Raw genomic sequence first — 15,148 nt, forward strand, 5'->3', positions numbered from 1 at the left:
CGGTCACGCTACGTCGCCAGGCCGACCGGACCGTGCACCCGCGCCACCCAGGCGTCCGGGTCGCTCAGCTCCTCGGTGCGCGGCAGCGTCAGCGGCGAGCTGAAGATCTTGTTGAAGCCCTCCATGCCGACACGCTCGACCACCCCGTGGACGAACTTGTGACCCTCGGCGTACTGCCGCATCTTGACCTCGATGCCGAGCAGCCGGCGGATCGCCTTTTCCAGGGGGTTGCCGCTCTCGCGGCGCTGGTTGAACTTCGAGCGGATCGCCTCGACCGACGGGATGACCTCGGGCCCGACGCCGTCCATGACGAACTCGGCGTGCCCCTCGAGCAGCGTCATCAGCGCGGTCAGGCGGTCGAGGACGGCCTTCTGCGCGGGCGTCTGCACGATGTCGATCACCGACGAGCGGCTGTCGGGGTCGCGCAGCGTGTCGGACAGGGTGGCGACTCCACGGCGCATGCGCTCGAGGATGTGCTCACCGTTCTGTGAGGCGTCGACGAAGGCCTGGACCTCGCCGAGGAAGTAGCCCCGCATCCACGGCACGGCCGTGAACTGCGTGCGGTGGGTCACCTCGTGCAGGCACACCCAGAGCCGGAAGTCGCGGGGATCGGCACCGATCTTGCGCTCGACCTCGACGATGTTCGGGGCGTTGAGCAGCAGCTGGCCCTGCTCGGAGGAGAACACCTCGAACTGCCCCAGCACGCGGCCGGAGAGGTAGGCCAGCACGGTGCCGGCCTGCACCCCGGTGACCCGGGAGCCGATCGCGTCGGCCACCGCGCCCGGCTGCTTGTCGCCGGAAAGGCGCGTGACCAGCGGAATGATCACCTCTTTGAGGCCGGCGATGTTGACCGCCGCCCAGTCCTTGCGGTCGACGACCCGCACGGGCGGGGGGTCGGCCTGGGACGTCAGCCCCGTGTAGGCCGCGACGTGGCCTGCTGCCTCGTCGGTCAGGTCGCGCAGTTGAGCCACCACCTGCGTGGCTTCTTCGTAGGACACCGCGGGCCCGGACTTCGACAGCGCGCCCGCGGTGGCGGCGGCCAGGTCCCAATCAACGAACTGCGCCATGCAGACCACCGTACCCGCGCCGATCCAGCGGGCGTCCCTGAGAAAACCCCTAGGTGCACCCGCAGGTCACGAGCTTCGCCGCGATCTTGTCCAGCGCCTGACGGGCCGCGCCGGACTCACCGGTGGCATCCGCCATGATCGCGAAGACCAGCAGCCGGCCGTCCTTGGTGACCACCTGGCCGGAGATCGTGTTGACCCCGGTCAGCGAGCCGGTCTTGGCCCGGACCAGCCCCTGGCCGACCTTGTTGGGCGACGGTGTGGCGAACCGCGTGCGCAGCGTCCCCGACCAGCCGGCGACCGGGAGGCCGCCGAACATGGCGCTCAGCTCGGGGTGCTTCCCGCTCGCGGCCAGCGTGAGCACGTCGGTGAGCAGCTTCGGGCTGATGCCGTTGTGCCGGGACAGACCGCTGGCGTCGTAGAGGTTGGCCTCGTCGCCGGGCAGTTCCAGCTCGCCGAGTTTGGCCACCATCGCGGCGGCGGCGCCCTCGAACGAGGCCTCCTGACCGGCGGCCAGGGCGACCTGCCGGGCCATGGCCTCGGCGATCACGTTGTCGCTCTGCTCGAGCATCCAGTCGACGACGTGCACCAGCGGAGGTGAGTCGACCTTGCCCAGCTCGGTCCCGGGCGCCGTCGAAGGCCCGGTGGAGGCGGGCGTCTCGGCGGCCGCCGGCGCCTTGCCCTTGGCCACGGCACCGGACGGCAGTCCGAGCTCCTTGGCGAAGGCCCGGCCCGCGGCCATCGCCGGGTCGTTGAAGCGCGGATCGCCGCCGAAGTCGTTGTGCACCGGCTTGATCCGCCCGGCGTTGGTCATCAGCGACTGGATCCGCGACACCTGGCCACCGGAGATGACGTCGCTGTCCCAGCCCTTCGCGGTCAGGGGGCCGGTGTAGAGCGAGGTGTCGATGATGACCTTGGTCGGCTTCTGCCCGGCAAGCGCCTTGGAGACCTGGTCGGCAAGCTTGTCGAGCCGGGCCGCGCCCGGGAACTGCCCCTTGGCGTTCACGGACAGCGTCGGGTCGCCGCCGCCGATCAGCACGACCTCACCGGGGTTCGGACCGGCGACGACACGGGTGCTCAGCCGGTAGGCCGGTCCACGGGCGGCCAGCACGGTCGCCGCGGTCAGCAGCTTGGTCGTGGAGGCGGGTGTGGTCATCGTGTCGGCGTTCTGCTCGAAGAGCGACTCGCTGGTCGCGGTGTCGACCACCGACACGTTCACCTGATTGCCGAGCGCGGGCGCCTTGACGAGCGGCCCGATCGCGTCCTTCACCCCTTCGGGGGTCGGCGCGGTGCCCGTGGTGTCCACCGCGGCCAGCACCGGAGTCGGCGTCGGGTCGGGTGTCGGGGCCACCGTGGGCGCCGTGGTCGGTTCGGCCGCCAGCCAGCCCTCGACCGGTCCCGGCCGCACGACCAGCACCCCGGCTGCCGCAATGACGACAAACACAACAACTGCAAGAACCGACAGAACGACGGTACGCCGCGACGAAGACGTACCCGGCTGCGCCGCTGACGCCGGGGCGGCTGCGGGATCCACCGGGCCCGGGGATCCGCCTCCGGGCTGATCCGCCGGTCCGGCCACAGGCGCCTGGGGCTGCGGAAACTCTTGTGGCGGCGGTGGCTGCGGAGCACCGGTGTTGACCGGGACCGCAGCACGGCCGTACGTGGTGCTTGCGGGACGTGGTGCTTGCGGGTCGTGGTGCCGCCGGTGCTGCTGGTGTCACCGGTGCCTCTGGTGCTGCCGGTGACGGCACACTGGCCCGCCCTACCGGCGAATGACCACTTTTCGACCCCGACACGCCGTCGTACTCAGGAGTGTTCTGTGAATCTTGCCTCCCCACGAGCCCCTCCTCCGTACGTGGCGTCAGACTTAGGGGAGACTACAAACATCCGGCACACCGGTGCGCGCGGATCCTCGGGGGGCCTCTTCACGCTCCCGCTCCGTCGCCACGCCCTGCCGGGTCCGACTGCGGGGCTAACAAGGGAGCGAACGATGGATTTCGACGTTTTGGTTGAGATCCCCAAGGGTCAGCGGAACAAGTACGAGGTCGACCACAAGACCGGCCGGATCCGTCTGGACCGGACGCTCTTCACCGCGACCCAGTACCCGGCCGACTACGGGTTCATCGAGGGCACCCTGGGGCAGGACGGCGACCCGCTCGACGCCCTGGTGCTCATCCAGGAGCCGACGTTCCCCGGCTGCCTCGTGCGGGCGCGGGCCATCGGCATGTACCGCATGACCGACGAGAAGGGCCGCGACGACAAGGTCCTCTGCGTGCCTTACGAGGACCCGCGTCAGGAGCACCTGCGCGACATCCACCACCTGGGCGAGTTCGACCGGATGGAGATCCAGCACTTCTTCACGGTCTACAAGGACCTCGAGCCGGGCAAGTCGGTCGAGGGTGCGACCTGGACCGGTCGTGTCGAGGCCGAGGAGGAGATCCGGGCGTCGTTCAAGCGCGCGGAGGCCGCCGAGCACCACGACGAGGGTCACTGATCTGACACAAAACGCGGCGGCCGGGCATTTTGCTCGACCGCCGCGTTTTTGCGTCGTCAGATGTTGATGTTGCTGGCCATCCCGTAGAGGCCGAGAACAGCGCAGGCAACGGGGATGACCGCCACCACGGCAAGGGTGTCGAGCACGTCGGCGAAGCGGCCCAGGTAGGGCGACGGCGGCCGGCGGGTCCACGTCGCTCCGGCGGCCACTGTCCCCAGGGCGACCAGCAACGCCGTCACGGCAACACCGAGGAGCATCGCCTCGCCGGCGGTCCAGAGCAGATCGACCCCCAGGGCGAAGAGCCCGAACAGCCCGGCGGAGATCAGCGGCAGCCGCTGCCGCTGCGTGACGAACAGCCGCGAACGCAGCAGCAGCGCCGCCACGGCGAGACCCATCAGGATCTGCGCGGACAGCCCGCCGGACGAGGCCAGCACCACGAACGCACCCATGCAGAGCAGCGCGTGGCCGATCAGCATGCCCGTGAGCAGCTCCTCGGTGCGACTGACCGCGGCGAAGACCCGGGCCCGGTCGGGACGCTCGCGAGCGGCGTCCAGGGCCGCATCGCGCGCCGGAGCACCGGTGAAGCCCTGCTCGGCCTCGCTGCCGGTCGGCAGGGTCACGGGCGGCGTGGGCATCTTGCCGAACCGGATGGCCAGCAGCGGAAGCGCGCCGATGCCGCAGACCAGCAGCGACAGCAGCACGGAAGCCGCACCGGCGGCCGAGGTGAGGAACCCCGTCAGAGCGGTCAGCGCCCCGAAGAGGCCGACCATCACTCCCGCGGCGAAGACCCGGAAGGACGCGGCCACACCGACCCCGCCCAGCGCGGCGACCAGCAGCAACGCCACCGACCCGGCCAGCAGTTCGGGGCCGCCGATCCACGGCAGCAGGCCGAAGACGCCGGCCCGGTCACCGTCGCCGGACGCGACCAGCGCCGCGCCACCCGCGAAGGCGTACGGGAGGGCACAGCCACCCAGGACAGCCCCGGCACGCGCGTCGCCGTACGCCCGGGAGGCCGTGATGCCGGCCAGCGCGAGCAGCAGGCCGACACCGAGCCCGAAGAAGGCCGCGCCGCCCCAGGAAGCGCCGGCGGCGAGCACGGCGAGCAGGCCGAGTGAGAGCAGCACCGCACAGCCGACCAGCGTCGCGGTCCTGGTGGAGGTGGGTGTCCAGACCGTGCCGCGGCGGCGTGCGCCCTCGGCGATGGCCTCGACGACGTCGTCGTACTCGAGCTCGGGCCAGTTGTCGCGGGCCGGGACGAGGTGCAGCACCTCACCGTCGCGCACACCCTGCGGGAAGAGCCCTTGCGCGGTCGCCAGCGCGACGCCGTCGGTGCGGCGCAGCAGCCAGCCTCCGTGCTTCTCACCGTCGTCCGCCAGTCCCTCACCCGCGTGCCGCAGCACCTCGGGCAGCAACTCCGCGAGCGGCACGTGCTCGGGCAGCGCCACATCGACCCGGCGCTGCGGAGCACTGATCGTGACGCGAGCCAATCCAACGCTCACGATGTGCCGACCTTTCCCATGCCGTTATTCCCATCGATGGTGACGAGGCTGCGGAACGAGGGGGACTTTACCTATCCTGAGCCCTGCGCGGTGACCGGTCGCCGGTCGCGCGGACGGGGCAAGCCACCACCCGCCTAAGTGGATTATTTACGCAAAGGCTGTTGGTAGCGGACGAAAGGGACAGTTTCCGAATGAGCACGGTGGTGATCAAGCGGGCCGCACGGCGCCCCGCACCGGAGATCCCGGCCGGCGAACTCGCCGTCGATCCACCACCGGAGATCCCGCAGGCGGTCGGCGGGCGCTGGACGCAGGCGATGATGGTGCTGCCGATGCTCGGCGGTTCCGTCGCGATGGCCATGATGATGGGCCGCGGCGGTGGCGGTGCTTTCTCCTATGTGGTCGGTGGGCTGTTCGGCGTCTCCTCGCTGGCCATGCTGGCCACCTCGTTCGGCGGCGGTGGTGCGCCCAAGAAGGCCGAGATGATGGCCGCCCGCCGCGAATATCTGCGGCACCTCTCCGCGCTGCGCCGCCGGGTCCGCGACACCGCCAGCAAGCAGAAGATCGGTCTCTTCTACCGCCACCCCGACCCGGGACAGCTCTGGTCGACCGCCGACAGCCACCGGGTGTGGGAACGCCGCCCGGCCGACCCCGACTTCGGTGTCGTGCGGCTCGCCGTCGGGCCGCAGACGCTGGCCACGCCGCTGATCCCGCCGGTCACCCGGCCGCTCGAGGACCTCGAGCCGATGACCGCCGGTGCGCTGCGCCGCTTCCTCGACGCCTACTCGGTGGTCCCCGACCTGCCGGTCGCGGTGTCCCTGCGCGGCTTCGCGCGGGTGTTCATGCGTGGTCAGGGCCCGGCCGGTGAGGGCGACGCCCGTGCCCTGACCAGGGCCGTGCTGGCCCAGCTGGCCGTCTTCCACGCGCCCGAGGACCTCATCATCGCCGTCTGCGCCGGACCCGAGCGCCGCGCGATGTGGGAATGGGTCAAGTGGCTGCCGCACAACCTGCACCCGTCGCGGACCGACCGGCTCGGCCAGGTCCGGCTGGTCGCCAGCGCCGGTCCCGACCTGGAAAAACTGCTCGAGGACGTCATCGGCAACCGGCCGCGGTTCAACCCCGCCGGTGTCAGCACCAACGGCCCGCACGTCGTGATCGTGCTCGACGGCGCCGACCTCAAGGGCGCCACACAGCTCGACGACGGCATCGACGGCGTGACGGTGCTCGACCTCGACGACGTGCCACCACGCCTGCTCGACCGGTCGCTCCTGGTCCTGGAGGTGAAGCCGGGCAACGCCGGACGGCGGGAGCTGCACACGTACGCGATGGATCACGCGGCGGACGTCGGCATGCCGGACCGGCTCAGTGAGGAAGAGGCCGAGGCGGTGGCGAGGCGGCTCGCGCCGCTGCGGCTGGCCGCGATGTCGAAGAACTCCGACACCCCGATGGCCACCGAGATGGGCCTGCCCGAGCTGCTCAACCTGGGCGACCCCGACACCTTCAGCGTCGCGCAGGCCTGGCTGCCCCGGCCCAACCGCGACAAGCTGCGCGTGCCGATCGGCCTCGGCGCCGACGGTGGCGCGATCGAGCTCGACCTCAAGGAGTCGGCGCAGGACGGCATGGGCCCGCACGGCCTGCTCATCGGCGCGACCGGCTCGGGTAAATCCGAGCTGCTGCGCACGATGGTGCTCGCGCTCGCCGCAACCCACTCGTCCGAGACGCTGAACTTCGTGCTCGTTGACTTCAAGGGCGGCGCGACCTTCTCCTCCCTCGACCGGCTGCCGCACACCGCCGCCGTCATCACCAACCTCGCCGACGAGCTTCCCCTGGTCGACCGCATGGTCGACGCGATCGACGGCGAGCTGATCCGGCGTCAGGAGCTGCTCCGCAAGGCCGGCAACTACGGCAGCCTGCGCGACTACGAGAAGGCGCGGGCCGGTGGTGCCGCGCTGCCCCCACTGCCGTCGCTGCTGGTCATCTGTGACGAGTTCTCCGAGCTGTTGTCGGCCAAACCGGACTTCATCGACCTCTTCGTCCAGATCGGACGGCTGGGCCGCTCGCTCGGTGTGCACCTGCTGCTCGCCAGCCAGCGCCTCGAGGAGGGCCGGCTGCGGGGGCTCGACACGCACCTGTCGTACAGGATCGGTCTCCGGACCTTCTCGGCCCTGGAGTCACGGGCCGTGCTGGGTGTGCCGGACGCCTACGAGCTGCCGCGCTCGCCCGGCCACGGATACCTCAAGTTCGGCACCGAGCCGCTGATCCGCTTCAAGGCGGCGTACGTGTCGGGAGCGTTCCGGAAGGCCGGCAGCCGCGGTCTCGGCACCGCCCGCGACGGGTCGGCGCCGCAGGTGCTGTCCTACTCCACGCACTACCTGCCGGCGCCCAAGCCGGTGAAGCCCGCCGCGCCCAAGCCCGAGGAGCTCGCCGAGGGCGAGAGCCTGCTGGACGTCATGGTCGACCGGCTCAACGGCCAGGGACCGCCGGCACACCAGGTGTGGCTCCCGCCGCTGAACCAGTCGGCCGCCCTCGACGAGCTGCTCGGCCCGGTCACCGTGGACCCCGTCCGCGGCCTGGCGTTCGCCAACCCCGAGCTGCACGGCGCCCTCCAGGTGCCGATCGCCCTGATCGACAAGCCGCGCGAGCAGCTGCGCGACGTGATGTGGCTCCAGCTCGGCGGCAGCGCCGGCCACGTCGCGGTCGTCGGTGGTGCCCAGTCCGGCAAGTCGACGGCGCTGCGATCACTGATCTGCGGTCTCGCGCTCACCCACACCCCCGCCGAGGTGCAGGTCTACTGCCTCGACTTCGGTGGCGGCTCGCTCGGCACACTCAAGGACCTGCCGCACGTCGGCGGCGTCTACGGGCGGCTCGACTCGGTGGGCGTCCGGCGTACGGTCGGCGAGGTCTCGACCCTGCTCAACGACCGCGAACGGCGCTTCGGCGAGCTCGGCGTCGACTCCATGTCGTCGTACCGGCGGCGGCGCGCGGCCCAGGCCGGGCTCAACACCGGCGCCGACGCCGACCCGTTCGGTGACGTGTTCCTGGTGGTCGACGGCTGGTCCACGCTGCGCAAGGACTACGACGAGCTCGAGTCCGTGATCACCGACATCGCCACGCGTGGTCTGTCGTACGGCATCCACGTGGTGACCAGTGCCCCGCGCTGGATGGACTACCGACCGGCGATCCGCGACCTCTTCGGCTCCCGCGTCGAGCTGCGCCTCGGCGACCCCACCGACTCGATCGTCAACCGGCGCGCGGCGATCAACGTGCCGGAGAAGGCCGGTCGTGGCCTCGTCGAGCACCCGACCGACAAGAACAAGAGCCTGCACCTGCTGACCGTGCGGCCCGAGCTGAGCGGTGCGGGCGAAACGGCCGCGCTGGTGAAGATGATCGCGACGAACTGGAGCGGGGCGCCGGCGCCGCGTGTGCGTTTGTTGCCGCCGTCCTTGCCGTACGCCGACATTGATCTGGACAGGTCCACCGGTCTGCGCCTGCCGATCGGCATCGCCGAGTCCGACCTGCAGCCCGTCGAGATCGACTTCTCCGGCGACCCGCACTTCCTGCTCTTCGGCGACGCCGAGTGCGGCAAGTCGTCGTTCCTGCGGGCGCTCGCGACCTCGGTCACGCGGCGGTTCGCCCCGGAGGAAGCCCGCCTCATCCTGGTCGACTACCGGCGCAGCCTCATGGACCTCCCCGAATCCGACCACCGCATCGGGTACGGCATCCAGGCCGCCAAGACACTCGAGCTGATGGAGTCCGTCGCGGGGTACATGGAACGCCGCCTGCCCGGCCCGGACGTGACCGCGCAGCAGCTGCGCGAACGGTCCTGGTGGAACGGCCCGGAGCTGTTCGTGCTCGTCGACGACTACGACCTCGTCGCGTCGGGGCCGACCAACCCGCTCACACCGATCCTGGAATACCTGCCCCAGGCCCGCGACGTCGGCCTGCACCTGATCGTCACGCGACGGGCCGGTGGCGCCAGCCGGGCGATGTACGACCCGGTCATCCAGCGGCTGCGGGAACTGTCGTCGCCGGGCCTCGTGATGTCGGGACCGAGTGACGAAGGTGCCCTCATCGGACCGATTCGTCCCACCCTGATGCCACCTGGCCGTGGTCGATTGATGACACGGCGTGAGGGCATGCGGCTGATCCAGTTGTCGCACCTGCCGCCGTACTGACGGGCAGGGTCTTTCGGGCACACATCCGGTGCGATCCGCATCGACAGACCCCAGCGACAAAGCGCGGATTCGGAGTAATCTCCCACCATCGACCGTCCATCATCAGAATGGTCATGCCGCCCGTGAGCGCTGTGAGCGAAGCACCGAGCGCGTCCCGCCGAGTCCGGCGTGACGTCCCCGCACGCCGTCCGGCCTGCGACGGTGCCCGTTGGTGAACGTCCGGAGCCTGCCCGTCCGGCTGGCCGCGACCACCGCCGCCGCCGGACTGTGCGTCGGCCTGAGCGGCACGCCGGTCCTCGCCGAGACGGGCGGCCAGCCGCCCCAGGCCGTTCCGCTCGCCAGCCCGTTCGCCAGTCCCCTCGCCAGCCCCGAACCCTGGGTCGGCGACTCGGTCCGCGCCGAGCAGTGGCACCTGAAAACCCTGAACGTCGCCGGCGCCTGGACCTACTCGATGGGCGCGGGCGTCACGGTCGCCGTGATCGACTCCGGCGTGGACTCCGACCACAAGGACCTCCAGGGCCAGGTCCTCCCCGGCCTCGACCTAGTCGACCCGGACGGCGACGGCGACACCGACCTCGTAGGCCACGGCACCACGGTCTCGGCGATCATCGCCGGCCGCAGCGACGACGACGCCGGCGTCGTCGGCATCGCCCCCAAAGCCAAGATCCTCCCGGTACGCGTCCTCGACCGCGAGAACCGCTACGACGACGCCATGATCGTGGCCAAGGGCGTCCGCTGGGCCGTCGACCACGGCGCCCGCGTCATCAACCTCTCCCTCGGCGGCAACGGCAGCAGCCCCGCCCTGGCCGCCGCCCTCGACTACGCCTTCGCCAAGGACGTGGTCGTCGTCGCCTGCACCGGCAACGCCAGCACCTCCTCGTCCTCCGGCGTCTGGTATCCCGCCCGCGAACCCGGCATCCTCGCCGTCGCCGGCATGGAAAAAGACGGCGACATCCTCTGGTCCGGCTCGATCACCGGCAAAGAAACCGTCGTCACCGCCCCCGCCACCCAACTGGTCGGCGCCCGCCCCGACGGCTACTGGCGAGTGCAGGGCACCAGCTTCGCGGCCCCGATGGTCTCCGGCACCGCCGCCCTGATCCGCTCCCGCTGGCCCACGATGTCCGCCGGCGAAGTGATCAACCGAATCATCAAAACAGCCAAGGACCGCGGCGCCACCGGCCGCGACCCCCAGTACGGCTACGGCATGGTCGACCCGACCGGCGCCCTGACCGCCGAACTCCCGACCGTCCTCCGCAACCCCCTCGACACGACGGCGTCGCCGGGCATCGCCCGCTTCGGCAACGCCCCGATCTCCGGCCAGGCCCAATCCGCCCCGGACAGCGCCGCAGCGGGCACGGTCGGCACCCGCCTCCCCGGCCTCAACGCCGGAACCGCCGCCCGCGCCGGCGACCCCGCCGCGACCGGATCGAACCACGGCTGGTGGGCGGCGGGCCTGCTCTTCCTGCTGTCCGTCGTGGCAGCGATCTTCACGGTCCGCCGCTTCGCCACCATCGCCTAACCCACCCCGCAGCCACCCCAGCCCGGCGCGGCCCAGCCCAGCGCCGCCCAGCCCAGCCCAGCGCGGCCCAGCCCAGCCCAGCTTGCCCGGCCCGCACAGCTCACCGCTCGGCGAGCCGGTGGTCAGTGGGCCATCCGCATCGCAGCATTCGGCGGTTGTCACCAGGCGTGGACGACAGGCCCCGGTCGACGCTGGGCGGTCCTCGATCTTGGCCTGGCCCTCAAGCGGCAGATCCGCGCAGCAAGCCGCGCCAGACTCTGCCGCTCGCCTGACTTCGGCACTCCGGCCGCAGACCGAACCGACCGCAAGCGAACGGCCACGAGGGCCACCGGTCGCAGTGGCTCCGCCGATCGGCCGCATGGTCAACACAACTTCCCTGGAGTCGGGCCTACCCGGGCTCGCCGAAGGCCCAACATCAGGGAAGTTGGGTCGATGGTCCACAACTGCTTCGCCCCGCCACCGCACCGACGGCAAACGCCGCCTCCACCGCTCGCCCGCACGGTGAGGGAAGGCCAAGCAGGTGAGGAAGGCCAAGCCACAGGTGAGGAAGGCCAAGCAGGTGAGGGAAGGTCAAGCAGGCGGGCTAAGGCCAAGCCGCAGGTGAGGGAACGCCAAGCAGGTGAGGAAGGACCAAGCAGCGGGGGAAGGCCAAGCCGCAGGTGAGGCCGGAAGCATCGGCCGGCCCATCAACCGATGTCATCGCGCGGAGCAGATTCCGGCGCTGAGGCGGGCGGCGATGCAGACCGCCGCGCTGAGGCGCGCAGCGATGCACGCTGCCGCCGCGCTGAGGTGAGCAGCGATGCAGACCGCCGCCGCGCTGAGCAGCACTTCCCACCTCATCCGCGGGCGACAGCTCCGGCGTGGGTCGGGCCACCGGAGTCGCCGCGTGGCGGGGGTCAGGCGCAGTCGCCGGTTTTGACGCCTCGGGTGCGTTCGATGCCCAGGCGGGCGGTGCCGGAGGCTTCGGCCGCTGTCAGGGCGAAGCCCGTTGTCTGGTCGTCGGCCGCCGCGGCGAAGATCACGCCGAGGACGTCGCCGTTGGGGGCTACGAGGGGGCCGCCGGAGTTGCCGCTGCGGACTTTGGCGAAGATTGTGTAGATCTCGCGGGTGACGTCGCCGGAGTCGTAGATGTCGGGGCCGGTGATCTTGCTGACTTCGCGGACGCGGGCTGACTGGGCGTCGTAGGGGCCGTCCAGGGGGTAGCCGAGGACGATGGCGTTGGCGCCGGTGGCGGCCGGGCGCTCCACGAAGGGCATGACCGGGGCGCGGAGGCCGGGGACGTAGATGACGGCCAGGTCGCGGTCCGGGTCGTAGACGACCACCTTGCCGTCGAGGCGGCCGTCGTTGGTTTCGACCTGGACGTTGCGGGTGCCGGCGACCACGTGCGCGTTGGTCATGATGCGCTCGTCGGAGTAGACGAAGCCGGAACCTTCGATGCGCCGGGAGCAGCTCGGGGCCGTGCCGAGGACCTTGATGACCGAACGCCGCGAGTTGACGACCACCGGGGACTTCGCCAGTTTCGGGTCCGGTGCTGCGACCTCGCGGGCGTTGGTGCGGGCCAAGCCGCCGAAGACGTCCGGGAAGCCGTTGGTGTTGAGCGATTCGCGGAGACCGGCCGAGAGTGCCTGGGCCTGCTCCGGCATCAGGGAGTTGATGCCGTTCAGGACGGCGCTGCTGCGGACCTGCTTGTTGATGCCCGGGAACGGTGTCGACCCCAGCGGGACAGCGATCAACCAGGCGACGAGCAGCACCGCGACCAGCGAGACCACCGCGCCGCCCGCGTCGTCCAGGCGTTGCAGGGGCTGGCTGGAGATCGAGCGGCGGAGTTTGGTGCCGAGCCAGCCCGCGAGGGTCTGGCCGAGGACGGCGAGCGCGAAGATCGCGACCAGGGAGACGACCAGCCGGATGGTCCCGTCGGCGAACTGGTTCGCGATCAGCGGGCCGACCTGGAGGCCGATCAGCACACCGCTGAAGAACCCGCCGAAGGACAGCGCCCCGATGACAAAACCCTGCCGGTATCCGCTGATCGCGAAGACCAGCATGAGCAGGATCAGGATTCCATCGACCACAAGCACTCGCTCAGGGTAGGAGTGGGAGTCACGAGACCACCTCGTCGGAGGTGTCCGGCACCGTGACCGGGGCATCGGGCAGGTTGACCAGCGGGCCGGGCTCCCACGGGCGGGCCCAGCGCGCCATGTCCAGCAGCGCCGAGATGACGCCCGCCGTGAAGCCCCAGACGAGCATTCCGCGCACCTGGAAAGCTGGGCTGACCCAGCCGCTCGGGTGGCGTACCCGGATGCGGTTCGCCGGGTCGACCAGCTCGGCGACCGGCAGCCGGGCGACGTGCGCGACCTCGGCGGGCTCCCGGGAATGCACCGGGTGGGGCGCGTGCCACCAGGCCAGCACCGGTGTCACCACGAACCGGCTGACCGGGATGTAGAGCTCGGGCAGCGTCGTGAGCACGGTTGCGCTCGCCGGGTCGAGGCCGACCTCCTCGTTGGCCTCGCGCAGGGCGGTGGCCGCCGCGTCCCGGTCCTCCGGGTCGGCCGCGCCGCCCGGAAAGGCAGGCTGACCTGCATGGTTGCGCATGGTCGCGGCTCGTTGCAGGACCAGCAGGTCCGGCTCACCGGGCCGATCCTCACCCAGCAGCACCAGTACGGACGCAGCCCGCCCCCCGCTCGCCGGTGCCCTCAGCGTCGTGAAGTCCTCGGTACGCGCGGAGCGGGCCCGGGTCAGCAAAGGCTCCCACCAGCCGGGGAGCCCGTCCGGGCGCTCGCTCATTCGGTCACCGTCACGCCGGTGTGGGTGCGCACGAGCCCGCCGAGCGTCGGTTTGTCGAGCGCCTTACCGGTGTAGACGTGGCGTCCGCCGTCCGCACCGACAAACACGGTGACGGGCAGGTTGACCTTGCCGAGACCGGTGAGCAGCTTCTTGTCCGGGTCGAACAACGTCGGGAACGACACGCCCTTGTCCGCGGCGAACGAAGCCCCGGCGGCCCGGGTATCGAACGTGTCGACGCCGACGACGTGCAACTGCCCAGCGGTGCGGTCGGCGAGCTCCTGCAGCAGCGGCAGTTCCTCCCGGCACGGCGCACAGGAGGAGGCCCACAGGTTGACCACGGCCGGCCCCCGCAACCCGGTCAGCTCAAAACTCTCCCCACCGGTAAAACACGGCAGCGCCACCGCCGGCAGATCCGCCGCCCCGGCTGAGGAAGAGGAACCGGCCACAGCCGAGCCCGACACCGCAGGCCCGGCCGAGTCAGAGGCTGAGCCCGGGAGGCCGGGCGCGCCCGGCGAGCCGGTCCCGGCCGGCGAGCCGGTCCCGGCCGGCGAGCCGGTCCCGGCCGAGGAGCCGGGCGTCGCCGAGCCTGCGCGGGCTGCGGCCGACGGGGTGGAGGTGAGCGCTGCGCAGTCGGCGAACGGTGACGCGGTGTTGTCGGTGGCTGACTGGGGTGGGGTTTTGGAGGCCGTGCAGGCGGCAAGGAGCAGCACCAGGGGTGGCGTCAGCCACCGCGCCAGTGCCGGCGGACCGCCCCGGGCTCGGCTCACGGCACGTCCGGTGTCACGATCGCGGCGGCTGGGACCAGGTCGGGGTCGACGCCGGCCTGGACGGCGAGTTCGCGGGCGCGGGGGCCTTTGAGCAGTTTGGCGGCCGGTGCGGCCTCGGTCGGGCCGGTGCCGTAGGACGGGCACATGGTGGCCAGGGTGCACGCGCCGCAGGCGGGTTTGCGGGCGTGGCAGACGCGGCGGCCGTGGAAGATGATGCGGTGCGACAGCATCGTCCAGTCGCGTTTTTCGATGAGGTCGGCGACCAGGAATTCGATCTTGACGGGGTCTTCTTCCTTGACCCAGCCGAAGCGGTTGACCAGGCGGCGGAAGTGGGTGTCGACCGTGATGCCGGGGACGTCGAAGGCGTTGCCGAGGATGACGTTGGCGGTTTTGCGGCCGATGCCCGGGAGCGCGACCAGCTGGTCCAGCCGGCCGGGGAGTTCACCCTGGTGGCGGTCCAGGAGCGCCTGACCGAGCTTGATCAGCGAGTCGGTCTTGGCGCGGAAGAAGCCGGTCGGCCGGAGGATGGCTTCCATCTCGCTGCGGTCCGCGGCGGCGTAGTCGGCCGCGGCCACGTATTTCGCGAAGACCGTCGGGGTGACCTCGTTGACCTTCCTGTCCGTGCACTGCGCGGACAGGATCGTCGCCACCGCGAGCTGCAGCGGGGTCTTGAAGTCCAGCTCGCAGTGCGCGTCGGGGTGGGTCTCCGTCAGCACCTTGGCCATCTTGCGCGCCCGGCGCTTTCGTCCGATCGGGGTCTCGCCGGCGAAGCGTTTGGCCGACCGGGCGAGCAGGGCCGGGCCTGCGGGCGCGGCGGCGACGGGACGACTCACGCGAGCAAGAGTACGTCGA

The 15,148-nt window shown here is 71.1% G+C and carries 10 protein-coding genes; 3 read left to right on the forward strand and 7 right to left on the reverse strand.

Annotated features, from left to right (window positions below):
- Positions 1 to 8: 8 nt before the first annotated feature.
- Entirely contained in the window at positions 9 to 1,067 is a 1,059-nt protein-coding gene (locus AFR_RS41765) for a zinc-dependent metalloprotease (protein ID WP_023562897.1), read from the reverse strand.
- Positions 1,068 to 1,116: 49 nt separating this feature from the next.
- On the reverse strand, positions 1,117 to 2,508 hold the full coding sequence (gene dacB / locus AFR_RS41770; protein WP_238547204.1) for a D-alanyl-D-alanine carboxypeptidase/D-alanyl-D-alanine endopeptidase: 1,392 nt from the start codon (positions 2,506 to 2,508) through the stop codon (positions 1,117 to 1,119).
- A 546-nt stretch (positions 2,509 to 3,054) separates the two neighbouring features.
- Between dacB and AFR_RS41775 the strand changes: the two genes are divergently transcribed.
- Positions 3,055 to 3,558 (forward strand): inorganic diphosphatase, encoded by a 504-nt coding sequence (locus AFR_RS41775; protein WP_023562899.1) that lies wholly within the window; start codon positions 3,055 to 3,057, stop codon positions 3,556 to 3,558.
- Positions 3,559 to 3,614: 56 nt separating this feature from the next.
- On the opposite strand, the gene eccD is transcribed toward AFR_RS41775, so the two are convergent.
- On the reverse strand, positions 3,615 to 5,057 hold the full coding sequence (gene eccD, locus AFR_RS41780) for a type VII secretion integral membrane protein EccD (protein ID WP_041841566.1): 1,443 nt from the start codon (positions 5,055 to 5,057) through the stop codon (positions 3,615 to 3,617).
- A 191-nt stretch (positions 5,058 to 5,248) separates the two neighbouring features.
- On the opposite strand from eccD, the gene AFR_RS41785 reads away from it, so the two are divergent.
- Positions 5,249 to 9,229 (forward strand): type VII secretion protein EccC, encoded by a 3,981-nt coding sequence (locus AFR_RS41785; RefSeq protein WP_023562901.1) that lies wholly within the window; start codon positions 5,249 to 5,251, stop codon positions 9,227 to 9,229.
- Between the two features lie 211 nt (positions 9,230 to 9,440).
- Complete coding sequence (mycP, locus tag AFR_RS41790) at positions 9,441 to 10,748, forward strand: type VII secretion-associated serine protease mycosin (protein WP_023562902.1); 1,308 nt, start codon at positions 9,441 to 9,443, stop codon at positions 10,746 to 10,748.
- 896 nt (positions 10,749 to 11,644) lie between these two features.
- Here mycP and AFR_RS41795 read toward each other — a convergent pair.
- Genes AFR_RS41795 through nth form a run of 4 tightly spaced genes read right to left on the reverse strand, consistent with a single transcriptional unit; the run spans position 11,645 to position 15,090 of the window.
- The gene (locus AFR_RS41795) at positions 11,645 to 12,823 is read right to left on the reverse strand and encodes a MarP family serine protease (RefSeq protein ID WP_148308225.1); all 1,179 of its coding nucleotides are present in this window, start codon (positions 12,821 to 12,823) and stop codon (positions 11,645 to 11,647) included.
- 22 nt (positions 12,824 to 12,845) lie between these two features.
- Complete coding sequence (locus AFR_RS41800; protein WP_023562904.1) at positions 12,846 to 13,529, reverse strand: NUDIX hydrolase; 684 nt, start codon at positions 13,527 to 13,529, stop codon at positions 12,846 to 12,848.
- Positions 13,526 to 14,296: a TlpA disulfide reductase family protein gene (locus AFR_RS45685; RefSeq protein ID WP_238547205.1), complete on the reverse strand. Its 771-nt coding sequence runs from the start codon at positions 14,294 to 14,296 to the stop codon at positions 13,526 to 13,528. Before AFR_RS45685 ends, AFR_RS41800 begins: the two co-directional genes overlap by 4 nt.
- Entirely contained in the window at positions 14,293 to 15,090 is a 798-nt protein-coding gene (nth, locus tag AFR_RS41810) for an endonuclease III (RefSeq protein ID WP_041843406.1), read from the reverse strand. Before nth ends, AFR_RS45685 begins: the two co-directional genes overlap by 4 nt.
- Positions 15,091 to 15,148: the final 58 nt, after the last annotated feature.

The organism is Amorphoplanes friuliensis DSM 7358 (assembly GCF_000494755.1).
In the GTDB taxonomy this organism is placed as follows: domain Bacteria; phylum Actinomycetota; class Actinomycetes; order Mycobacteriales; family Micromonosporaceae; genus Actinoplanes; species Actinoplanes friuliensis.